We start from the raw sequence: 23,486 nt of genomic DNA on the forward strand, positions 1-23,486 counted from the left end.
CCCTGTTCACTTTCGCCTCCTGTTCACTTTACAATTCCGCAACCCGGTTGGACCGGGCGACGAAGAGGCGCCTGCAGAATCGCTGCTGGTGAGCTGCAAGCAGCGAACGTATTGCTTTGCTGCAAGGCAACTACTGGCGAAACCCTGCACTGACCTGGTGATACGCTTCCCATACATCGTTTCATGTCCGGTGTAGGATGGTTACCGGTTTCAGCAATCAACGCTTTTGGTATAACCGGTCACATTCGGTCACCGTTCAAAAACTTCTCCGCCGTTTGCAAAATTCTATCTTGACGCTAGGCAAAAGTTACGGCATTCTCACAACCAGTTTCGACAAACCGTTGAGGCGGAAGTCAAGGCAGTTGTGCACGCACAGAGAACCCGAGGTGCTGAGAATCGGGTCGAACGCAGATTGCTAAATGGGCCGCTGAGGGCATGGGGAACCGCTGCGCGATCGCATCGCGCGCTCAGTATCCGTGACGTGAGGGCATACGTTAGTTGCCGGAAGCGTGTTGGCGCTTCGCAAAGGGCTCGGCCGCAAAGCCGAGAATCAAGGTGGCACCGCGGGTATAGCTGTAAGCCCGTCCTTGGTAGACGTATTCGTTTGCCGGGACGGGCTTTTTCGTTGCCCGATCCGGCCCCGGTCGGCAGACCGGAGAAGCCTTCCAGGAGGTGCCGGATGTTCCCAACGCTTGAGACGGTGCAAGCTTATACGCAAACCGGGGCATATCGTCGCGTGCCCGTATGCAAGGAGTTGCTGGCGGACCGGTTCACGCCGGTGGAGGCGCTGCGCACGCTGCGCTCGGCAAGCTGTCACTGCTTTTTGCTCGAAAGCGCCGAGCAAGGGCGCACCTGGGGGCGCTATTCGTTCCTTGGCTGCAACCCCACCATGGAGCTGACCTGCACGAACGGCTTGCTCAGCATCCGCGAGGGCGCAGAGGGCGAACCTGTGCGCACCGTCGAGCGGCGCGTCGAGCATCCCGGTGACGCCATCCGCGACGTGCTTGCCCGCTACGCCAGCCCCGCCGTGCCCGGCATGCCGCCTTTCGCCGGCGGCCTTGTCGGATACTTCGCTTACGACTACATCAAATACGCCGAGCCGCGCCTGCGCGAGAACCAGCTGGCCGACCGCGACTTCCGCGATGTCGATCTGATGCTGTTCGGCCAGGTCATCGTGTTCGACAACCTTGAGCAGAAGCTCAAGATCATCGCCGGCGCGAACCTCTCCGACCCCGACGGCGTCGAAACCGCCTACGCAAAGGCGGAGAACGCCTGCGACCGGATAATCGACCTTCTGACCAGCGGTTCCCGCGCCTACTTCCCCGCCCTGTCGCTGCAGACCGAGCTCACGCCGCGCTTCTCGCAAGCGCAGTTCACCGGCATGGTCGAGCGCGCGAAGCACTACATCCGCGAAGGGGACATCTTCCAAGTGGTGCTGTCGAACCCCCTGTCGGCACCCGCCCGCGGCAGCCTGCTCGACGTGTACCGCGTGCTGCGCGCAACAAGCCCGTCCCCGTACATGTTCTTCTTCTCAAGCGACGACATCGAGCTTGCCGGCGCGTCGCCCGAAACGCTGACGCGCCTAGAGAAAGGCTGCGTGAAAACGTTTCCCCTGGCCGGAACGAGGCCGCGCGGCGCAACCGCCCAGGAAGACGAAGCGCTTGAAGCGGGCCTTCTTGCCGATGAAAAAGAGCTTGCCGAACACAATATGCTTGTTGACCTGGGAAGAAACGACCTCGGTCGCGTGTGCGAGCTGGGGAGCGTGCAGGTCGAGCGGTACCTGCACGTGCATCGTTTCTCGCACGTCATGCACATCGGCTCGGAAGTTGCCGGCAAGCTTGCGGAGGGCAAAGACGCCGTTGACGCCATCGACGCCATCCTGCCCGCCGGCACGCTGTCCGGCGCCCCGAAGCTTCGCGCGGCCGAGATCATCCAAGAGCTCGAGGGAACCAAGCGCGGCATCTACGGCGGCGCGATCGGGTACCTGGATTTCACCGGCAATATGGACACGTGCATCTCCATTCGCCTGGCGTACAAGAAAGACGGCCGCGTGTGCGTGCAGTCGGGCGCCGGCATCGTGGCCGACAGCGTCCCCGAAACCGAGTATGCGGAATGCCGCAACAAGGCGCGCGCTGTGGTGCACGCCATCGAGCTTGCGCAAGGAGGCCTGCGATGATCCTGCTCATCGACAACTACGACAGCTTCGTATACAACCTCTACCAGTTTGTCGGCAGCATGCGACCCGATGTCGTTGTTATGCGAAACGACGCGCTCACCTGCGACGATATCGAAGCGCTTGCCCCTGATGCCATCATCTTGTCGCCGGGTCCGGGGCGTCCCTCCGATGCCGGCGTATGCATCCCCGCCATCAAGCGCTTCGCCGGGCGCATCCCCATGCTGGGCGTGTGCCTGGGCCATCAAGCCATCTGCGAAGCGTTCGGCGGCACCGTCGGATATGCGAAGGAGCTCATGCACGGAAAGGTGTCCACCATCAAGCGCACGCGGGAAAGCGTCCTGTTCAGTGGCCTGCCCAACGCATTTCCCGTTGCCCGCTACCACTCGCTTGCGACAGATGAGCGCACCTTGCCGGGAAACCTGCGCGTCACCGCCCGAACAGCCGATGGCGAGGTCATGGCGGTCGAGAATACCGCGCGGCGCGTCTTCGGCGTGCAGTTCCATCCGGAAAGCATCATGACGCCCGACGGGGCTGCCATCGTGGAGAACTTCCTGTCCCTGGTGCCGAACGGGAAGGTGGGCGCCCCATGCTGACGCCGACCCTGCCCGCCAAGCCTTCCGAGCTAGGCGTCAAACGATGGCGCAACGGCACTCATACCTCCTATTTCCCCAGTTCACACCTTTGTTCGAAAGGAACACCATGATCACCGAGGCGATTCAGAAGCTTGTCGACAAACAAGACCTCACCTACCAGGAAGCCTACGACACCATCTGCGAGATCATGTCCGGGCAGACCACAGCGGTCCAGACGGCGGCTTTCCTTGCCGCGCTGTCCACGAAGAGCACGAAAGCCGAGACCATCGACGAGATCGCCGGCTGCGCCACGGCCATGCGCACGTTCGCCACGCCGGTCGATTACCCCAACCCCGTGCTTGAAATCGTGGGAACGGGCGGCGACAAGGCGCACAGCTTCAACATCTCCACCACGGCGTCGATCATCATCGCAGCCAGCGGCGTGAAAGTGGCGAAGCACGGGAACCGTGCGGCATCGTCGAGCTCGGGCGCGGCCGACTGCCTGGAAGCGCTCGGCGTCAACATCGAGCAGGACCCCGAGCTGTGCTGCAAGCTGCTTGACGAGGTCGGCATCTGTTTCCTGTTCGCGCAAAAGTACCACGCGGCGATGAAGCACGTCGGCCCGATCCGCAAGGAGCTGGGCATTCGCACCGTGTTCAACATCCTGGGGCCGCTGACGAACCCCGCAAACCCCCGCTATATGGTGCTCGGCGTTTACGACGGCGCGCTGGTAGAGCCACTGGCACGCGTGCTCGTGAGCCTGGGCGTGCAGCACGGCATGGTGGTGTACGGGGAATGCGTGCTCGACGAGCTGTCCTGCGCCGGTCCCACCAAGGTTTGCGAATTCGGCGGCGGCGACTTCCATGCGCCGGCGTTCCGCACCTATGAGCTGACGCCGGAGCAGTTCGATATGGCACGCTGCACGCGCGACGACCTGCGCGGCGGTTCGCCCGAGGAGAACGCCCAGATCACGCGCGATATCCTGAGCGGCAAGGAGCACGGATGCCGACGCGATACCGTGGTGCTCAACGCTGCTGCCGGCATGTACGTGGCCGGCGCCGCACCTTCGCTGCGCGATGGCGTCAAGCTTGCGAACGAGCTGATCGGCTCCGGAGCCGCCGCCGCAACGCTCGAAGCGTACGCGAAGGCCAGCAACGCTTAGGGAAGGCCTGGCCCCGAACCGCAAGCGTCGGCCCGCGTTCTTCCGCGCACCGCGCAAGGCATGGCAACCCCAGGTTCCGAACGCGCAAACGGCCGATTCCGCTTCCGATTCCGGCCCCCAACCCCCAGACGCAACAACCTCCTAACCCAGCAAAGGACCAACGTGAACATCCTTGATGAAATAGCCGATCGAACGCGCCGGCGCATCGCCAAGCAAAAGCGCGACCGCCCGCTGTCGTGCGTGCGCGCCGCAGCCGAGGCGGCGCTCGCCCGCGAAAGCGGCGCGGGAGCGTTTCCCTTCGAGGAAGCGCTCAGGCAACCCGGGGTGCGGTTCATCGCAGAAGTGAAGCGTGCGAGCCCCTCAAAAGGCCTTATCGCGCCCGACTTCCCTTACCTGCAAATCGCGCGCGATTACGAGGCGGCAGGCGCAGCGGCCATCTCGTGCCTGACCGAGCCCTATTGGTTCCAGGGGCGAAACGAGTACCTGAGCGAGATCGCGCGCGAGGTCAGCATTCCCGTGCTGCGCAAGGACTTCGTCGTGGACGAGTACATGATTTACGAGGCGAAGGAGCTCGGAGCGCAAGCGGTGCTGCTCATCTGCGCGATCCTCGACGATGCGCAGCTTATCGCCTATCGGGAACTCTGCGATGAGCTGGGGCTTTCCGCGCTGGTGGAAGCCCATACCGCGCGCGAGGTCGAACGCGCCGTTGCCTGCGGCGCACGCGTTATCGGCGTCAACAACCGCGACCTGAGAACCTTCACGGTGGACATGAAGGCCGCGCAAGCGCTTCGCGATCTCGTGCCCGCCGACACGCTGTTCGCTTCCGAAAGCGGCATCAAAACCGCCGCCGACGTTCAAGCCGCCCGCGCAATGCGCGCCGATGCAGTGTTGGTTGGCGAAACGCTTATGCGCGCCGAAGACAAGCGGGCAAAACTCGCCGAACTGCGCGGCAGCGCGGTTTGAGGAGCCGACCTTGGGGGCAAAACGCCCTGTCGGCTCGCAAAACCGACCTTGGGGCAAAAGGCCCTGTCGGCTCGCAAAACCGACCTTGGGGCAAAAGCCCAGTCGGCTCGCAAAACCGACCTTGGGGCAAAACGCCCCGCTAGCACGCAAAAACGACCCATCAACACCCGACAGCCCCCTCACGATTGGAGACCCGACCATGCAAGCACCGCTGGTGAAACTCTGCGGACTGCGCACGGCAGCAGATGTAGCCGCGGCAAACGCCGCGCAGCCCGACTTCGCCGGGTTCGTGGTCGACGTTGCGGGCAAGCGCCGCAGCATCCCGCTTGCGCAAGCCATCGAGCTGGCATCCTCGCTCGACCCGGCGATACGCCCGGTCGGCGTCTTCGTGGACGAACCGGTTGAAACCGTTAACCGGTTCCTTACCGAAGCCCCAAACGCCGCAGTTCAACTGCATGGCAGCGAAGACGCCGCCTATATCGCGAGGCTTCGCTCGGTCGCCGGGCTGCAGGCGGGGAACACGAGCGACCCCGCGCAGGCGCGCATCATCCAGGCGTTTCGCGTCAGGACGATCGGCGACACGCTACAAGCAGCAGCAAGCACCGCCGACCTGGTACTGCTCGACAGTGGGCAAGGCAGCGGACGCACGTTCGACTGGCGCCTGCTCACCGGATTCCCCCGGGCGTTCCTGTTAGCAGGCGGCCTTAGCCCGGACAACCTGGCGCAAGCCATTGCGAAAGCCCGCAACGCGGCCGGCGACTGCTTCAAGGGCGTCGACATGAGCTCGAGCCTGGAAACCGACGGCGCAAAAGACCCCAAGAAGATGATCGCCGCAGTCAACGCCGCCCGACACGAAGCAGCTGCAGCTACGTAACCTTCCGAAACGGCAAGCGCCAACGTGAACAGGGGACGGAGGTGTGTTCACGCACGTCCCCTGTTCACGCGCCTCCACCCATTCGCAAACCAAACGATGCCCCATCCACCCTCTACCCCGAGTGAACACACCTCCGTCCCCTGTTCACCCTCCACCCCTCACGAAAGGATCACCATGAGCAACTCCCCTACATCGCAAGGACGCTTCGGCGTTCACGGCGGACAGTGCATCCCCGAAACCCTGATGAACGCCGTGAACGAGCTCAACGAGGCTTATGAGCGCTACAAGGACGACCCGGAATTCAACGCGGAGCTGACCAGGCTTTTCAACGAATACGCCGGCCGCCCCAGCCTGCTGTACCTAGCCGAGCGCATGACCGCCGACCTTGGCGGCGCGAAGATCTACCTCAAGCGCGAGGACCTCAACCATACCGGGGCCCACAAGATCAACAACGTGCTCGGGCAGGCGCTGCTGGCGAAGAAGATGGGCAAAACGCGCCTGATCGCCGAAACCGGCGCCGGCCAGCACGGCGTGGCGACCGCCACGGCGGCGGCGCTGCTCAACATGGAATGCGTCGTCTACATGGGACGCGAGGATACCGAACGCCAGGCGCTCAACGTGTACAAGATGCGCCTGTTGGGCGCCGAGGTGCGACCCGTCGATTCCGGCACCGGCACGCTCAAAGACGCCGTCAACGAAACCTTCCGCGAATGGACCTGCCGCATCGACGACACGCATTATTGCCTGGGGTCGGTCATGGGCCCGCATCCCTTCCCCACCATGGTACGCGATTTCCAATCGGTGATCAGCCGCGAGATCAAAGACCAGCTGCAGGAGAAGGAAGGCCGCTTGCCCGACGCCATGCTCGCCTGCGTCGGCGGCGGCAGCAACGCCATCGGCGCGTTCTATCACTTCATCGAAGACCCGTCGGTGCAGCTCATCGGATGCGAAGCCGCAGGTCGCGGGGCCGATACGCCCGAAACCGCCGCGACAATCGCCACGGGGAGGCTCGGCATCTTCCATGGCATGAAAAGCTACTTCTGCCAGGACGAATACGGGCAGATCGCGCCGGTGTACTCCATTTCCGCCGGCCTTGACTACCCGGGCATCGGACCCGAGCATGCCGCGCTGCACGACAGCGGACGCGCGCGATACGTGCCCGTCACCGATGACGAAGCCGTCGACGCATTCGAATACCTCAGCCGCATGGAGGGCATCATCCCGGCGATCGAAAGCGCGCACGCCGTCGCTTATGCGCGCAAACTCGCGCCGACCATGCGCCCCGATCAGATCATCGTCGTGAACATCTCGGGCCGCGGCGACAAGGACTGCGCCGCCATCGCCCGCTACCGTGGGGAGGACATCCATGAATAACGTAACGAACGAAGCGAATGCCGCTGCAACCGCCGATGCCGCCGAGCATTACGCGAACGAAAACGACTCGAGCGGCGCCAACGTACCCACCGCCGCAACCGGCAACGCCACCAAGCGCCCCGCAAGCGAAAACGCTTTGGGCCGCACAAACGCAACGGCAGCAGACACGCCAGCTGCCGGCATCGCGCGCGCCTTCGCAGGCGGCAAGGCCTTCATCCCCTTCCTGACCTGCGGCGACCCCGATCTTGCCACCTCCGAGGAGCTCATCGTGGCCATGGCCGAGGCGGGCGCGGGCCTTATCGAGCTGGGCGTCCCGTTCTCCGACCCCACCGCCGAGGGCCCCGTCATCCAGGAGGCGAACCTTCGCGCGCTGGCCAACGGCGTGACCACCGACGACGTGTTCGCGCTCATCGAACGCGTGCGCACGCGCACTGACGTGCCGCTTGCCATCATGACCTACGCCAACGTCGTATACGGATACGGAATCGAGCGCTTTTGCGAACGGATGGCGCAAAGCAACGTCGGCGCGCTCATCCTGCCCGACGTCCCCTTCGAGGAGAAAGCGGAGTTCGCCGAGCCGTGCCGCGCCGCCGGCGTTTCGCTTGTAAGCATGGTGGCCCCGACATCGGCGGGCCGCGTGCAGATGATCGCCCGCGAAGCCGAAGGGTTCGTGTACTGCGTCAGCAGCCTGGGCGTGACCGGCATGCGCTCAAGCCTTGGGAACAACGCCACTGACCTGGTAAAACAGGTACACGAGGCGAACCCCGCCGTTCCTTGCGCCATCGGTTTCGGCATCTCCATGCCCGAGCAGGCCCGCGATATGGCCGCCTTCGCCGACGGAGCCATCGTCGGCAGCGCCATCGTGCGCATCATAGCCGAACACGGCCGAAACAGCATCGAACCCGTACGCACCTTCGTGCAGGACATGGTGAACGCGGTAAAGGAAGCCTGAACAGGGGACGGAGGTGCGTTCACGCACGGCGAGCCCTAGTCCCCGCCGCGACAGCCCCGATTGCGAACGCAAATGAACAGGGGACGGAGGTGTGTTCACCCGATCGTGGGCAAGCCGGTCAGCCTTGCCCACGACGTGAATGCCGGAGCGCTAGGCCCGGTGAATAACACAGCCCTCTTCAAGTGCGATGGCTGCTGCAAGGAGCACCGTAGCCGTTAACGGCTACGACGGCGAGCCCATATCGCAGCTGCCAGCGCGACGACGACAACGATTGCCAGCGGAAGGACGGGCACGCTATCACCGGTTCCCGCGGAAATGCCGCCCAATCCCCGAGGCTCGCCCGAACCCTTTGACCCGTCAAGGCCCTTGAAAGCATCAGGCCCCTTAGGCTCCTCGGGGCCTTCCGTATCATCAGGGTCCTCGGAATCGTCAGGATCGCCGGGGTCCTCGGGATCAGCCGCAACATCCAAGACGTCTGATATCGCGTAGCCGACGCGAGTATGCAGGTCAGGCTCTTCACCTTCCCGCGCGACAACTCCGTCGGCGGCACGGACGGAATCAACCGCCCCGTCACCCACCGCCGCGCCATCCGCGGGCGGGGCCCCGGCGCCTATGGCGTTGCCGAACCGGGAGCTATCCCAACCCAGCGCCACCCAACGCCCGCCGACCCAGCCGCCGGTCGAGTTCCCGACGAAATCATACGACCCCGCCGCGTTCAGCGACGAATCGAACAGGTGCGTCTCCTGCGGCTCGAACGCGCCCTTGTTCCCTATCGCGATGCGCGTTGCCGCTACCGCACCCTGTTCGCCGACGACCAGATCCGTATACGTCGCCGCTACCGAACCGACCGGGACAAGCGCGCGACAGGCGGTTTGCATGCCCGAACGGTCGAACTTCACGATCGCGCCTCCACGCGACGCATCATCTTGCGACCCGCTGGCATCCAGACGACCCGATGCCAGCACATACACGGCATCATCGCAGGCAACCACATCGTTGACGGCCTGATACCCGCTCAGCTTGCACACGCGCACCGGATCAAGGCTTTCGGTGAAATCCGCAAGCGCATCAGGGTCAAGCTGAGCAGGCGCAGTCGCGAAAAGCGCCGCCACCGACTCGGCATCGTACAGGCGCACCGTAAGGTCCACCCCGCCGGGATAGCCGTTGCCATCGAGAACGTTGTCGGTGAACATGGCAGCAATCAGCCCGTCACCCACATCGTAGACACCCGACGCCCGCGTCCAAAGCACGCGCTCCTCAGCCGAAACCGCAGCACTCGCATCCGCCCCACCTGCCGCAACGTCCGCAAACGCCGACGCCATCACATAACCCTCGCCGAAGCCAAGCTGGTACGCATACATCCCCAAAACCGGCACGTTCCCCACCGCCATGGCGCGAACGGAGCCGGGGAACCGGCTGAGGGATGCCTCGCCGAGCACCCGGCGCGAGCCGAAGTCCACCAAGTAGGCGTGACCCAAGTCGGAAGCGTCGAAGTTCTCGAACGATACCGTCACCAGGCACCGGTCATCCGGCAGCACGGCGCACTGCAGCACCGAGCTGGCCTGCGGATACGTCGGCAGCACCGCACCGTCGATCTTCGCCTCGCTCACCTTCGACGGGTCCTTCTCGTCGAGGGTTTCCAGGTACAGGCTCTCGCCGACCGCACGCAGGAAGCAGTGCGACCCGTCGCCACGGGCGAACACCGAAGAGACGCCGACGCGCTCGTCGAGCGGGTCGGTCTCCAGCTCGTAGAAGCCATGCTTGCCGAAGCTCGCCAGGCCGGACGGGGAAAACGGCACGCGGATCTCCTCGGAATACACCTCTTGCCCATCGACCACGCCCAGCAAAAAACAACCCGCGGGAAACACCGCTTCGCAAGCGCTGGTCGGCAAAACCTCGCCGGGATTGAGCTGATATCGCATGGAAACGGTTTCGCCGCTCACGTCCGCGGCGGAGAAGATACGCTTCCCGTCGATCACGAAATACGGGAACGCCTCGTTCTCGAACGCCTTGTAAAGCGCGGGATACGACATGGCAAACGTCACAGGACCCCAGTTCAGCAGCGTGCCAGGCCGCAAGGAAAGGGAGAAGTTGCCCGGAACCGGCTTGGCGGCATCCGACCAAGAAACGGTGACGGCGCCGGAATCTTCGCCGCATTCGCCAAACGAGAACGTCAAGCCCGTGAAACCGCCGCCGATGCTCTCGCCGAAATTCGTGGAGGGATACGTGGTCGGCGACACCTCCTGACCGGCATACAGCATGCACCCGTAGCCATCGCCCGCGATCGCAGCGGGCGCGTAACCGATCCCTTCGGAGTGGGTGGCGTCCATGTCGGGGTCGACCAGCTCGATCAGCTGGTTGCCGGGCGCTCCGGAGGTGTTCTGATATAGGTAGTCGCCCCCTTCCGCGGAAAGCGCCGCCTGCACGCGGAAGAGCCTGAAGCCCGACGGCAGCTCGAAATCCTGACCGCCGCGCTTGTACACCACCGACTGGTTGCCGGCATGGCGATCGTATTGCAGCAGATAGAACGACGAGAACAGGCCCTTCGTCGGGTCAAGCAGATCGCTGGAATCGGACACGGCGATAAAGCCACCGCGCTCGGAAAGGTCGGAGCTTGTGAACGCGGAAAGCACCTGATCGATCGAATGCTCGTCGTAGTGCTGCGTAACGCCATCGCGCTGCACGTCGATCCCATCGGCGTTCGCGACCAGGCGCAGGACCTTGCTTTCATCGATCCAGCCGAGCATCCACTTGAAGAAGGCATTGGTATCGCCGGCGTTATTGTCCATCAGGTCGAAGGTCAGACATCCCGAACGCCCCGACACGTCGAGCGTCGACCTCCGATAGCTATACAGATCGGGAAGGCCGAGCACGTGGCCCGTTTCGTGGATGAGCGTGGACGCCGCCATATCCGCGGCGCAGTTGTCGGCCAGCAGGCACGCGTTCCACAAGCGCATGCCGTCCCACGAACGCTCGTACACCTCGTGTGGCGCCTGCTGCGGCACCGTCCATTCCTGGCTCCACCAGGTGCTTCCCCATCCGGCATCGGGGCCGGCGAAATGCAGGTACACGCAGTCGATGTACCCATCGCCGTTTCCGTCGAATTGCGAAAGGTCCAAAGTCTCGTCAAGCGCGTCGAGCGCTTCGACGAACAGCGAGTTGATGTCGTGCTGGTAGTAGCTGCGCTCGTGTTTCGCCTGGTAGTCCACGGCGGTTCCGGAGATATCGAGCGCGCCGTAACTCGCGCGCTCATAGTACGCGTGCAAGCTTTCATAAGGGAACGCGTGCGCGCCGCCGCCGTTGATGAGCGCATCGAGCGCTTCAAGCGTATCGTCGTCGGCGAAGGAATAATCAGGGAACGACACGCGCAACGCCAGCACGCGACCGGCACCGACCGTGGCCATGCCGCTTTTCCAGACCGAAGGAACCGCGGAGCGCAGGGAGAACACGTCCGCGCCTTGCCCCAACGCCGCCGCTTGCCGGGCAAGAGCCTGCTGCGTCAGATCGGTTGACAGCTGCGTATGGCCGAGGCGCTCGGCAACCTGGACGCGCTCATCGAGCGAGCCGTCCGCGCAGTAGCTTTCGACCTGCTCTTGGGTAGGAACACACGGCGAGACCTGTTCGCCCGCCCCGGCGGCGCCGACGGCAAACGCTGAAGCAGGCGCAGTCGCGAACGCCAAGGCCAGCGCGATGACCGCAACTGTGCCGGAAACGATGACCTTCACCCGATGCGCAAGGGCACCAACGATCGACGAGTGATTGCTCATGCGGTTCCTTTCCCAAGGGAGGGGCCCGTCATCCGCCGGTTCACGCCTTACAGAGCTTGAAAGCGAAACGGGAACGGCGGTGAACAGGAGACGGAGGTGTGTTCGCGCACCGTCGTCACTGCGCAAACAAGAGACGACGACCGGGTGAACACACCTCCGTCCCCCTGTTCACCCTGTTCATGCGCAAAGAGAGCGGCTGCCGCAAAACGCAGCAACCGCCCACTGGCAAAAACGATATCAGGTGGAACTATACAACCCAGGGAGGCCCCGGTCAAACCTACAGCCCATAGAACTCGACCGATAGGTGGAATTTCGCTCCCCTCGGTGCATGCCTGTGCCAACAATCTTCTTCTGATGCAGTGTTAAATTTGAATCCGCCCCGTTTTCGTTGACAGGGTCTATGTCGCCTTCGAGCGGCCCTCGCTTGCGTGTCTCTCCTCGAACCCCATCGGGCTAAGCCAGCCCAGCGACGAGTGAATCCGAAGCCTGTTACAGAAGGCCTCTATGTACGCGAAGGGGAAAGCGCCCCCTGCTCGCGGCTGTCGTAGGTGCGGGCGCGCACGCACTCGGACTTCATGACGCCCATGAGCGATTCGGTCACGGCGTTGCCCCAGGGCGACGAGACGAAGTCCATGGGCGGCCTTATGCCGGCTTCCTTCATGATCTTGCCGAGCAGCAGGCTCACGTACTGCGCACCGTGCGACCTAGAGCGAGATGTTGCGTGAAGAATCTTATTGCTCCGCTCAAGAGCCTTGACCGCTCCACTAACGGCATAAGCGCTTTCGTACGAAAAACGTCAGCGTCCCCAATGCCGATTTCATAGTTGTCGAATACACGCCGACCGCAAAATAGCTTGATAACGGTGCGGCGGGCATAATCTTCGATACTGAGGTTGTTGCTTACTTGATTGCCACCCCATCACTGCTGTCTGTGCTATACACCCACAAATTCAAAAGGTCTAGTTGCGACTGCGGCATACGCTGCTTGCCAAGCCGTCCGAATGCACCGTGCTTGAGCATATGCGCTGGTAGATAGAGTCCACATGGCTCTGTAATCGATTTCGTCGCTCAGCACGACCACATTCCAAGGCGGAATAACGTTGTTGTAAAAGGTGGCTAGAATGAGCAGAATGTATGGATATGCACGCGTATCTGCACGCGACCAGAATTTCGATAGACAAATTGATGCTCTTACCAGGTTTGGAATCGAACGAAATCTGATTTTCGCCGACAAAGCAAGCGGAAAAGATTTCCTACGCCCAGAATACCAAAGGCTGATAGGCATGCTGCGCGAAGGTGACGTCGTTGTAATCAAGAGCATTGACAGACTCGGCAGGAATTACGACGAGATTTTGGAACAATGGAGGCTCATCACAAAGAAAAGTAAAGCTGCCATTGTAGTGCTCGACATGCCTTTGTTAGACACAAGGGAGCAGAATGGCGGTATTTCGAATGTGCTCATATCTGACATCGTTTTACAGCTACTGTCGTATGTCGCACAGGTCGAACGTGAGAATATTAGGCAGCGTCAGGCTGAGGGCATCGCCGCAGCTAAAGCACGTGGAGTCCGGTTTGGAAGGCCAAAGAAGAAGCAGCCTTCCGCCTATAAGGCTACTCGGGATTCCTATCTTGAAGGACGCCTAAATCGAACCGAAGCTGCAGCAAGATTAAAGATTTCGGTTAGCACATTTGACCGATGGTTAAAAGAAGATGGCGCGACACGATAGGCGTGATGAAAAGCGCATATGTGCAGATAAACAGTACATTTTTGGGCTCTCAAAAAGTACGCTTTTATTTGCGCCCGAACACAGTTGATTATACACCCGGATTCGCAACAAACCCCCTGAACCACCCACGTATCGGCAAACGAGGACCCCTTTTGAGCCGCTGTTCACAAAGCGTACTTTTTGGCGACTGCAAGAGGGAGTAGGCAGAGTATGAATCTCGAAGAAGCAATTGGCCTTGCTGAACAGGGCGATCTTGAAGTAATGCAGATGCTCGGAAGCTACTATTATGACCAGAACGAATATAACGAAGCACGCAATTGGTATTGCAAGGCTGCTGTTAACGGTCGCATCGAGGCCATGGTACCTGCAGCTTTGCTCACAAGCATGGTTTCCCGAGCGGCGCGAAAGGTGTCCGGCGGCGACGCAATACGCGACCAAGATGTATACAACCTAAACGACGCCCTGCAATGGATACGGTGCGCAAAAGAACACGGTGTCGATTGCAACGCCGAGAGCGGAGTGGTCAGAGAGCGTGCCTTATGTGCTTATGAAGCTTCTAAAAAGGAAGGCGCCGCGATAACAAGCAGTCAGGCGATTGCATATCTCAAGGAGGCCAGCTCAACAACCGATAAAACACCTGAAGTGGATATCTACCTTGCACTTGCTTTATATGAAGCAGATCAGCTCTCTGCTGACGATGCCAGTCTATGCTTCAACTTGCTCAAGCGATGCACTAGATACACCGAAGACGATGAGCACGACGTGAAATTGGGCATCTTGGACGCATCCCTTGGATTCTGCTATCTCAAAGGAAAAGGATGCACCACTGACGACAACGCCGCATACGAGTGCTTCGTACAAGCCGGGCAAAAGGGATTCGACTGTTCAGACATCCTCGCCTGCTTCAAGAAAAAGATGTTTGGCGGATACGTTTTTAAGAGGTGAGCTCCATGGCCATCGAATGCCCTAACTGCAAAGACGTGTCCCCGCATGTAACAGATGCCTATAAGCCCTACTGCAAGCTCGCAAAAGCAGAGATAAGCAGGAGGCAGTTTGAGTATTTTTGCAAGCGTTACCCGAAATACAAGGACTGCCCAATACGACGTGAGCATTACGGAAGGTAACTGATAGGAAATCAATTTACCGCGCGAAAGGAAAAACAATGCCCAAGTATTCGAAGCCGCTAGCCCAAAACCCTTTCCACCAGTGGGGCGCACGCATTGGGGGCGCTGTGGGAGTAGACCCTAGCGATTTGGCTGACAAGCTTACCGAAAAAGTCATAATCGCTATGACCGACAACTATGGCATCGACGTTAACGCCAATAAGACCGACGTGACTGTTGGCGGGTTGTTCAACAGGACAACATTCCCTGGCGTGTCATTCTCGTTTACCGGGCATGCTGACTGGGCCGGCTACCTTGTCGGCTTTAACAAGAAGGCAGCAATCATCTCGGTCGATATCGTACAGGTCGGTGCGCCTTCCAAGGCCGTCCAACGCATGAATGAGGCGGAAAGCAAGGACCAGTATTCAGTGGGTGGCATACTTCATCGCGCCATCGCTGGCGCTGTTGTCAATCAGGATGCCGTTGAGACCGAGCGTATGTATTACGACACGTTGCTCCAGGTTATTACGGAGGTCATTAACGACTGGATGAAGTAACGACGCGAGTTGTTTGGAGATGAGGGGGACGACTCCAAGCGTAAAAAGCACTGGGAACCGAAAGGTCAACGAAGAAAGGAATAGCGATGCTGTTCATTATCGAGAAACAAAAGCTTGACGCGCTGAGCGCGACCGTATCCAACGTCAACCCGGGCAAGTTGCACGCCATGGGTGAGTGTCCCGGGGGACGCTGCGGGAACAACTGCAGCGGTACTTGCGCCTGGTCGCCGTGCACTAACCTCTGCGCCGCCACAAGCCACTAGTTGCATTAATGGGAAGCAGAGGCCGCAATGAGCCAGAACAATCCAGGAAGCGTCACGCTAACTCTTACCGCCGCCTGCAACCTCCGCTGCTCATATTGCTATGAGCACCACAAGTCCACCAACAGGATGACCTTCGACACAGCGAGGGATATCCTCGACAGAGAGCTCAGCAACACTGGCATGGATTCTCTGACCATTGACTTCTTTGGCGGGGAGCCCTTCCTTGAGTTTCCGACTATAAGGAGGATATGCGAGTACGTCTGGTCGAAAGAGTGGGATGTGGAATACAAGTTCTTCGTCTCTACGAACGGGACGCTAGTGCACGGGGAAGTTCAGGACTGGTTGTCAGACCACAAGGAGGACTTCTGGGTGGGCCTCTCATTCGACGGAACGCCTGAGATGAACGATGCTAATCGCGACTCGAGCTCGGGCCTCATCGACCTCTCGTTCTTTTCGCAAAGCTGGCCCGCGCAGGGCGTAAAGATGACCGTCTCGAGGGAGACGCTGCCGACGCTGGCGGATGGCGTGAAGTACCTCCACGCACAGGGCTTCTCAGTCAACTGCAACCTTGCCTACGGGCCTGATTGGGATTCGCAGCAGTGGGAAAACGTGCTTCAGGCTCAGCTCATGGACCTTGTTGACTTCTACGTCGCCAACCCAGACATATCTCCATGCTCGATGCTGAGCATGGAGATACCCTATGTAGCGATTGCGGACGAGCTCGAGTACACGAAGTGGTGCGGTGCAGGGACGAATATGAAAGTCTATGCCCCAGATGGGACGTGCTACCCGTGCCACTTCTTTGAGCCCATGGCCGTTGGGAAAGAAATGGCCAGACAATCTCTTACGATCGATTTCGCCAACGCAGCACAGTTAAAAGACCCCGAGTGCGATGGATGCATACTCATGCCCATCTGCCCAACCTGCTACGGCAGCAACTATGCGGCGACAGGCAACATAGCCAAGAAGGACAGGGACTTGTGCACGTTCACCAAAACCATGGCAATGGCAAACAGCTTCCTCTGGTACCGGCTGCTTGAGAAATACAGCGATGAGGAACTGAGGATTAGTCGCGAGCGGCGCAAGCTCCTAACTGATGGCATCGTCGCAATACAAGAGGGTTTCCCAACGGACTTTAAACACTAGAGAGACCAAATGATATCGATGGCGAATATGGAGTTTACTCGCCGTGGCAACTGCAACGGCACCGGAGTCATAAAGAGGAAGGATTAACAATCCTGGTTATAACCCCAATAAGTCCAGATTCAGCAGATAGGAGAACAGGCATGAAGGTAGTTTTCGAAGGCAAGAAGGACGGCAAGGTGCGCGAGATGGGCGGTTGCGGCTGCGCCTGCCATCCATCCATCGGTGCGATCAGCAGCAACAAGCCTGCCGTGCAGGTCAACCGCCTAGCACCCAACGGCGCAGGCGCATAACGGGGCATCTGCGCCCAGGTCCACCATGTTCAAGGTTTTCAAGAGCAGGCTCGGCAAGAAATACCTCTACGAGACTACGACAAATCAAATATTCGAGGCAGACGACGAGAGCATCGAAAGGCTTGGGTCGACAGAAGGCGAAACTTCATTTCTCCGCAGGATCAGTGACGACTTCTACAACGAGTTCTTCTGCAATGAGGAGTCGATTGCTCTTAGTGTACTGCGCGACGATATGGTGCCCGATAGCTTCGAGCAGCCAGAGATATTGGTTCTTGAGCTGACGCAGCAATGCAACTTCCGTTGCGAATACTGCATCTACTCGGGCAGCTACCGCTTCGAGCGCAAGCACGGCAACACACAGATGAATGAGACGGACATCGAGCGCATATGCTCGGCATATTTTGGATCAGGTCGCGACCCGAGCTACGTGAGCTTCTATGGCGGCGAGCCCCTGCGGCGGTTCGACCTCATCAAGAGACTGTGCGAACGTGTGGAGAATCTGGGAGGACACCCAGAGTACTCGATTACGACGAACGGTTCCCTGCTTCTTGATCGCGACATCCTGACGTTTCTCATGGACAGGGGCTTCCACATCAACGTCAGTTTCGACGGGCTTAATCACGATCTTTACAGGCGCACTGTCGATGGAAGGCCATCGTCAGCCATGGTGCTCGAGGCACTCAACAAAATCAACGAGCTGAATTGCGGATATTTTGAGAAAAACGTGACTATCTCAACTACTCTAGCACCACCATACGACCTCCTTGCCAATGCGAGCTTCTTCATGGGACATGAGCTCCTGTCAAGGGTGAGGGTTTCCGTGAACCTTGTAAACGAGGCGGACAATTCCTTCTTGGACAGCTTCGACCTTGCAAAAGAGAAGCTTTCATTGGCTAGCCAGATTAAGGTATTAGCTGATGCCTACATCGACTGCAATGGAAGGGTTCCATACTTCATTGTGTCGCTCTTCGCCAACAGCGCCAGTAGAATAGATGAACGCGGCATGTTCCATCAGACCCACGCGTACCCACCTGGACAATGCGAGGTCGGACGGCATCGCCTCTTCGTCACCGCCGACGGAAGGAAGTACACCTGCGAGAGAGTGGGCGGCTACGGATGTCTCGGACATCTCGATGAAGACGTGATGAACATAGATGCCTATAAGCGAGTCATTAACGATGTGAGCGACTTCTATGAGAGACACTGTGGCAATTGCCACCTTGTGCGCATCTGCGACATGTGCTGCTCCTCCATGAGGAGGGGCATCGAAATCAAGGACGACGAGCTCGCGACCGCCGAGTGCGATGACAGACGAAAGTGGTACGACACGGTCTTCTACGTTTACCTCAGTAGGAAAGAACTTGGTAAAGGCATGTTCGACGACTGATCGAACTCCTTGACAAATCAATAGCAGTGCATCGGCTCCACTATGCTGGACAGTTTCATGAGGGATGCCGGCCCGCTTGAGGGAAAGGAATCCGCATGGCAGACCCGAATCATCCAAGGCACCCGATCCCGCCGTGAAAGGTCCGGGGGCAGGAAGATCAAGGCATCCCTCGTCTGCAGGGATATCGTGCTCAGCAAGCGCCGCATAGCCCGCATCATGAAGGACAAGGACCTGGTCAGCCGTCCTCATACAGGGAAGACTGCTCGAAATCGCAAGAGAGCGGCAACGTCATGGTTGGGAATGGCTCGCAGACCGCGGCGATGGGATACCGATGGTCGGTGACGGCATAGGCTACTATTTTAAACGCGCCGCCGGCGATGACGCCGTACCGTTCAAAAACCTTCGCAGCTCATGGCGAACCATAGCAGAATACGAGTGGAGGATTTCCCAGTCGGTGCTCGAGCCGCTCATGGGCCATAAGATGGAAGGAGTCACCGGCAAGCACTATCTTCGCCCTGATCTGGACATGCTGCTGCGTGCTTTTGCCGATGACTACTTTGCAAACAATCGAACCGTTTAGGATAAGTTAGGATATTCGATAACGTTTCCCCAGGTCAGACTACAGTCCGTAAAACTCCGTGGTCAGCGGGCGTGCGAACAGGTCCTTCGCTGCGGCCTTCGGGTCGGCGCCTTCCCACACCACGCCGCGCACCACATCGGTGATGGGCAGCTCGACGTCGTAGGCTTCCGACAGCGTTTTCAGCGTTTTGCACGCCAGCGCGCCCTCGACCACCATGTGCGTGCGCTCGCGATACGCGTCAAGCGTGCCGCCCTGCGCCAGCTCCACGCCGAACGAGCGGTTGCGCGAGTGCTCGGAGGTGCACGTGGCGATCAGGTCGCCCGCGCCGGCCAAGCCCATACACGTGATGGCCTGCCCGCCGCACTTCACCGTCAAACGGCTCATCTCCGCCAGGCCGCGCGTCATGAGCATGGCGGCCGTGTTGTCGCCATAGCCCAGACCATACGCCACGCCCACGGCGATGGCGATGACGTTCTTGAACGCAGCGCACAGCTCGACACCCGTGACGTCGTCGCTGGTGTAGGTGCGGAACGTCGGCGAGGCGAACAGGTCGCGGAACATCACCGCCGTGTCCTGACCCGACGACGCGATGACGGTACCCGCAGGCTTCGCCTTGATGACCTCCTCGGCATGATTGGGGCCCGAAAGCACAGCCAGACGGTCCTTGTTGCCCAGCTCGGACTCGAACACGCCCACGGGCAGATAGCCGCTTTCGGCCTCCACGCCCTTCGAGCAGATGATGATGGGGAACTGGTCGTCCACCACGTCGGACAGGGCGCGCGCCACGCCGCGCAACAGGTTCGAGGGCGTCACGATGACGGCGGCCTTCGCACGATGCAGCGCATCGCGGTACGAGGTGGTGGCCACGATGTTGTCGGACAGCTTCGCATCCGAAAGGTAGCGCGGATTGACGTGCTCGTGGTTGATGCCGTGCACCACCGAATCCTTGCGTGCCCACAGGCTCACGTTATGCCCGTTGAGGGCCAGCGTCTGCGCCAGCGCGGTTCCCCACGAACCGGCGCCGATGACTGCAACCTTCATGTCGTCGTCCACTTTCCTTACGCTTCCTTATCCTTTTGCCCGATACGGCGCTCGTTGCCGGCGCGCAGGCGCTCGATGTTGCCGCGATGCGCCCAAACCACCGTCAGCGCCGCCACCGTGGTGCACACCCACGCGGCCGGCGCGAACGTGGCGTACAGGAAGTAGTACGCGGCGAACAGCGGGCACGCTGCCGCGGCGGCCACAGAGCCCACCGACACATACTTGGTGGCAAGCACCAGCACGGCGAAGATGGCCAGCTCGAGGCATGCGCCCTGCCAGCCGAACGTCACGAACAGGCAGCCGACGGCCACGGCGATGCCCTTGCCGCCTTTAAATCCCAGCCAGGGACTGAAGATATGCCCCCACACGCAGCCTAGGAAGGCCACCGTGACGAAATCGTCGTAGCCGACCACATGGCCCGACAGCGACATGCCGCCGCCGAACATGGCAGCAGCCGCGGCCGCGATCAGGCCCGATACGATGCCCTTGCCGAAATCCAGCACGAACACGGCGCTGCCGCCCACCTTGCCCATGGTGCGCATGGCGTTGGTGGTGCCGATGTTGCCCGAGCCGTGCTCGCGGATATCGGTGTGGTAAAACACCTTTGAGATGATGACGCCCCAGGGGATGGACCCCAGCAGGAAAGAGATGACGAAAACCCCTAATGCTCCCAGCAGTTCCACAGCGACTCTTTCCTAGTCCTTCTTTTTAAATTTCATACGGATGGGCGTGCCCGTCAGGTCGAACGACTTTCGCAGGCGATTCTCCAGGAAGCGCTCGTAGTTATCGTTGACCAGGTCGGGGCGGTTCACGAAGAACGTGAACTGCGGCGGGCACGTTGCCGTTTGCGTGACGTACTTCATGCGCAGGATGGCCTTGCCCTTCGACACGGTGTGGCCGCCCTCGCGGATCTCGCCCAGCCAGACGTTGAGCTGGTTGGTGGGGATGCTCTTGCAGAAGTTCTCGTAGGCGACGTCGACGGCTTCCCAGATGCGATGGACGGACTTGCCCGTGAGCGCGCAGGTGGCCACAACCGGGGCATATCCCACAAAGGTCATGCGGTCGGCGATCTTCTCGCGCACCTCGGCCTTGGCGTCGGGGCCCTCCACCAGGTCCCACTTGTTCAGCACGATGACCATGGCGCACTGGCGGTCGGCGGCGAAGCCGGCAACGCGCTGGTCCTGGTCGGTCAGACCGATGGAGCCGTCGATGACCAGGATGGCCACGTCGGCGCGGTCGATGGCGCGCATGGCGCGCACGAAGCCGTAGTACTCCACGTCCTCGTCGATCTTGCTCTTCTGGCGCAGGCCGGCGGTGTCGACGATGGTGTAGCGCTGGCCCTCGTGCTCGATGACGGTGTCGATGGCGTCGCGCGTGGTGCCGGCGACATTGGACACGATGGAGCGATCATCCGAGGTCAGGCGGTTGGTCAGCGAGGACTTGCCGGCGTTGGGGCGGCCGATGATGGCGATGTTGATGCCGCCGTCCTCCTCCTCGTCGTCGGCGGTCTCGACCTTCTTCAGGTCCTCCACCACGGCGTCGAGCAGATCGCCCGTGCCGTTGCCGTGCAGCGAGGAGACCGACCACGGATCGCCCAGGCCCAGCTGGTAGAACTCCCAGATCTGGTCCATGGTGTCGGGGTTGTCCATCTTGTTCACCACCAGATACACCGGCTTGGAGGTCTTGCGCAGCACGCGCGCCACCTCCTCGTCATCTGCGTTGATGCCGGTGCGGCCGTCGACGATGAACACGATGACGTCGGCCTCGTTCACGCCGGCGAACGCCTGGGTGCGGATGGAGCTTTGGAACGCGTCGTCGTCGCCCATCTCGATACCGCCGGTGTCGATGAGCTTGAACAGCACGCCGTTCCAGTCGGCGATGTGATACGAACGGTCGCGGGTGACGCCGCGCATCTCGTGCACGATGGCCTCGTCGGCCTGGGCAATGCGGTTAACGAAGGTGGACTTGCCGACGTTCGGCCGTCCAACAACCGCCACAATGGGCAGAGCCATATCAAATCCTTTTCGGTTGAGGAAAATACTACGTTTGCGGCGCCGCTATCCGCGCGCCAATTCGACGAGTTCCGGCAAGAACCCAGTCGCGTTACAGGATACCACGCTCACGGGCACGCCCGCCGCCTTCCCCATATCCTCCAACGTTGCGTCATCGAGCGTGACGCCGTCGTCATTGAAGATGACCTTGGGGACCACGTACGTCCAGCCCGGGTGCTCGGCCGCGTCGGCGCGGATGGCATCGGCGATGTCGCAGCTGCACAACAGCCCTGTGACGTCCACGTTCCCGCCAAAGAAGCGGTTCTCCAAGAACAGCGGCTCCACCACCCCGGCCAGCGGGCCGCGCGAGAACAGCGGGCGGAAGAAGTGCGGCGTGGCCATGCCGGCGATGTAGCGCACGCGCATGCCCGCCTGCTGCAGCGCCTGGGCAGCTTGCTCGTCAAGCCCGGCCGCTTCAGCCGCCTCCCAATCGTCCACGAACGAGCGGATGATGCCCACGCCGTCCTCGAACATGCCGAAGTCGCCGTAGTGCTCGGTGGGCGGGAGGTTCTCCAGCAGCTCGTCGCCGTAGGCGTTGCAGTAGAACTCGTCGGCGGCGAAGGCCCACAGGTGGCCGCGTTCGGCAAGGGCACGCTGCTGAGCAGGCACGATGGCATCCATGGCGGCACGGGCGGCAACCGGGTCGTTGAAGCTTTTCGTGAAGCACGTCTGGTGTTTGGTGAACCCCAGCGGCACGATGCAGATGTCCAGGATACCCGGGCGCGCGTACGCCCAATCGAGCGTCTCGCGCAGCGCGTCGCCGTCGTTCTCGTCGGGCATGAGCACGATCTGAGCGTGGAACTCGATGCCGGCGGCAAGCAGGCGGTCCATCACCTCGATGCCGTGCTGGGCGTGCCGGCCGATGATGCGGCGGCGAACCTCGGGATTGGATGCGTGCAGGGAAACGCGCAGCGGGCTGATGTGCTGCTCGATGATGCGCGCCTCGTCGGCGGCCGACAAGTTGGTGAACGTGACGAACGTTCCCGACAGGAAGCTGAGACGGAAGTCGTCGTCGCGCAGGGTCAGCGACGGGCGCATGTCGTCGGGCAGCTGTCGCATGAAGCAGAAGATGCAGGCGTTGCGGCATTGCTTGACGCCGTCGAACACCACGCCGGAGAACTCGAAGCCCCACTCCTCGCCCTCGTAGCGCTCAAGCTCCACCTCGCCGGAGTCGCCGTCGGTGTCGATGTAGCCGAGGGTGATCACGTCGTCGGCGGTAAGCCAGCGCCAGTCGATCATGTCGCGCACGGGCTGGCCGTCAACGCTGGTGATAATGCAGCCCGGCGTGAAGCCCGCGTCGTCGGCGGGGCTTTCGGGCAGCACGGATTCGATGACGGCCTTCGGGGGCTCGGGAGCGCGGCGCTTGCGGCCGCCTGCAGCTTTCGCAGCCTGCTTCGCCACATCCTGAGGAGGATAAATGCCCACGTTAACACCGCCTTTCCGCATCCGTTCGCCCATATGCCGTCGATTTTTCGCAGCATATCATGGTAGCATGCCGCGCA

The 23,486-nt window shown here is 60.9% G+C and carries 20 protein-coding genes; 14 read left to right on the top strand and 6 right to left on the bottom strand.

Features of this window, described 5'->3' with window-relative positions:
* The first annotated feature begins 679 nt into the window (after nucleotides 1-679).
* The 7 genes from Q0D52_RS02255 (at nucleotide 680) to trpA (ending at nucleotide 8,073) form a co-directional block, all read left to right on the top strand.
* Nucleotides 680-2,176 (top strand): anthranilate synthase component I family protein, encoded by a 1,497-nt coding sequence (locus Q0D52_RS02255; protein WP_294379902.1) that lies wholly within the window; start codon nucleotides 680-682, stop codon nucleotides 2,174-2,176.
* Nucleotides 2,173-2,769 carry an aminodeoxychorismate/anthranilate synthase component II gene (locus Q0D52_RS02260; protein WP_294379903.1) on the top strand — a complete coding sequence of 199 codons (597 nt, stop codon included), beginning with the start codon at nucleotides 2,173-2,175 and terminating at the stop codon, nucleotides 2,767-2,769. Before Q0D52_RS02255 ends, Q0D52_RS02260 begins: the two co-directional genes overlap by 4 nt.
* 106 nt (nucleotides 2,770-2,875) lie before the next feature.
* Entirely contained in the window at nucleotides 2,876-3,910 is a 1,035-nt protein-coding gene (gene trpD, locus Q0D52_RS02265; protein ID WP_294379904.1) for an anthranilate phosphoribosyltransferase, read from the top strand.
* A gap of 162 nt (nucleotides 3,911-4,072) precedes the next feature.
* The gene (trpC, locus tag Q0D52_RS02270; protein WP_294379905.1) at nucleotides 4,073-4,873 is read left to right on the top strand and encodes an indole-3-glycerol phosphate synthase TrpC; all 801 of its coding nucleotides are present in this window, start codon (nucleotides 4,073-4,075) and stop codon (nucleotides 4,871-4,873) included.
* 199 nt (nucleotides 4,874-5,072) lie between these two features.
* Complete coding sequence (locus Q0D52_RS02275) at nucleotides 5,073-5,747, top strand: phosphoribosylanthranilate isomerase (RefSeq protein ID WP_294379906.1); 675 nt, start codon at nucleotides 5,073-5,075, stop codon at nucleotides 5,745-5,747.
* 174 nt (nucleotides 5,748-5,921) lie between these two features.
* Nucleotides 5,922-7,121 carry a tryptophan synthase subunit beta gene (trpB, locus tag Q0D52_RS02280; RefSeq protein WP_294379907.1) on the top strand — a complete coding sequence of 400 codons (1,200 nt, stop codon included), beginning with the start codon at nucleotides 5,922-5,924 and terminating at the stop codon, nucleotides 7,119-7,121.
* A complete protein-coding gene (gene trpA / locus Q0D52_RS02285; protein ID WP_294379908.1) occupies nucleotides 7,114-8,073 on the top strand; it encodes a tryptophan synthase subunit alpha in 960 nt (319 codons plus the stop codon). Before trpB ends, trpA begins: the two co-directional genes overlap by 8 nt.
* 215 nt (nucleotides 8,074-8,288) lie before the next feature.
* On the opposite strand, the gene Q0D52_RS02290 is transcribed toward trpA, so the two are convergent.
* Both Q0D52_RS02290 and Q0D52_RS02295 read right to left on the bottom strand, forming a co-directional pair.
* Entirely contained in the window at nucleotides 8,289-11,840 is a 3,552-nt protein-coding gene (locus tag Q0D52_RS02290) for a hypothetical protein (RefSeq protein WP_294379909.1), read from the bottom strand.
* 502 nt (nucleotides 11,841-12,342) lie between these two features.
* Nucleotides 12,343-12,525 carry a hypothetical protein gene (locus tag Q0D52_RS02295; protein ID WP_294379910.1) on the bottom strand — a complete coding sequence of 61 codons (183 nt, stop codon included), beginning with the start codon at nucleotides 12,523-12,525 and terminating at the stop codon, nucleotides 12,343-12,345.
* A gap of 435 nt (nucleotides 12,526-12,960) precedes the next feature.
* Between Q0D52_RS02295 and Q0D52_RS02300 the strand changes: the two genes are divergently transcribed.
* From Q0D52_RS02300 to Q0D52_RS02330, 7 genes are all read left to right on the top strand, one after another.
* A complete protein-coding gene (locus Q0D52_RS02300) occupies nucleotides 12,961-13,566 on the top strand; it encodes a recombinase family protein (protein ID WP_294379911.1) in 606 nt (201 codons plus the stop codon).
* A 210-nt stretch (nucleotides 13,567-13,776) separates the two neighbouring features.
* Nucleotides 13,777-14,511: a hypothetical protein gene (locus Q0D52_RS02305; protein ID WP_294379912.1), complete on the top strand. Its 735-nt coding sequence runs from the start codon at nucleotides 13,777-13,779 to the stop codon at nucleotides 14,509-14,511.
* Nucleotides 14,512-14,728: 217 nt separating this feature from the next.
* The gene (locus tag Q0D52_RS02310) at nucleotides 14,729-15,226 is read left to right on the top strand and encodes a hypothetical protein (RefSeq protein WP_294379913.1); all 498 of its coding nucleotides are present in this window, start codon (nucleotides 14,729-14,731) and stop codon (nucleotides 15,224-15,226) included.
* Nucleotides 15,227-15,516: 290 nt separating this feature from the next.
* On the top strand, nucleotides 15,517-16,635 hold the full coding sequence (locus tag Q0D52_RS02315) for a radical SAM protein (protein WP_294379914.1): 1,119 nt from the start codon (nucleotides 15,517-15,519) through the stop codon (nucleotides 16,633-16,635).
* Between the two features lie 140 nt (nucleotides 16,636-16,775).
* A complete protein-coding gene (locus Q0D52_RS02320; protein ID WP_294379915.1) occupies nucleotides 16,776-16,925 on the top strand; it encodes a hypothetical protein in 150 nt (49 codons plus the stop codon).
* A gap of 25 nt (nucleotides 16,926-16,950) precedes the next feature.
* On the top strand, nucleotides 16,951-18,312 hold the full coding sequence (locus tag Q0D52_RS02325) for a radical SAM protein (protein WP_294379916.1): 1,362 nt from the start codon (nucleotides 16,951-16,953) through the stop codon (nucleotides 18,310-18,312).
* Nucleotides 18,313-18,643: 331 nt separating this feature from the next.
* Nucleotides 18,644-18,892, top strand: coding sequence for a hypothetical protein (locus tag Q0D52_RS02330; protein ID WP_294379917.1), 249 nt, complete (start codon nucleotides 18,644-18,646; stop codon nucleotides 18,890-18,892).
* A 39-nt stretch (nucleotides 18,893-18,931) separates the two neighbouring features.
* Here the strand turns inward: Q0D52_RS02330 and Q0D52_RS02335 are convergent, their stop codons facing one another.
* The 4 genes from Q0D52_RS02335 to Q0D52_RS02350 are packed head-to-tail and all read right to left on the bottom strand — an operon-like array spanning nucleotide 18,932 to nucleotide 23,409.
* Nucleotides 18,932-19,945, bottom strand: a complete 1,014-nt coding sequence (locus tag Q0D52_RS02335) for an NAD(P)H-dependent glycerol-3-phosphate dehydrogenase (RefSeq protein WP_294379918.1) — start codon at nucleotides 19,943-19,945, stop codon at nucleotides 18,932-18,934.
* A gap of 5 nt (nucleotides 19,946-19,950) precedes the next feature.
* The gene (gene plsY, locus Q0D52_RS02340; protein WP_294379919.1) at nucleotides 19,951-20,616 is read right to left on the bottom strand and encodes a glycerol-3-phosphate 1-O-acyltransferase PlsY; all 666 of its coding nucleotides are present in this window, start codon (nucleotides 20,614-20,616) and stop codon (nucleotides 19,951-19,953) included.
* 12 nt (nucleotides 20,617-20,628) lie between these two features.
* Nucleotides 20,629-21,945: a ribosome biogenesis GTPase Der gene (der, locus tag Q0D52_RS02345; protein ID WP_294379920.1), complete on the bottom strand. Its 1,317-nt coding sequence runs from the start codon at nucleotides 21,943-21,945 to the stop codon at nucleotides 20,629-20,631.
* Between the two features lie 45 nt (nucleotides 21,946-21,990).
* Nucleotides 21,991-23,409: a DUF512 domain-containing protein gene (locus tag Q0D52_RS02350; RefSeq protein ID WP_294379921.1), complete on the bottom strand. Its 1,419-nt coding sequence runs from the start codon at nucleotides 23,407-23,409 to the stop codon at nucleotides 21,991-21,993.
* Between the last annotated feature and the right edge of the window lie 77 nt (nucleotides 23,410-23,486).

This window comes from uncultured Senegalimassilia sp., from assembly GCF_934630535.1.
Taxonomy (GTDB): domain Bacteria; phylum Actinomycetota; class Coriobacteriia; order Coriobacteriales; family Eggerthellaceae; genus Senegalimassilia.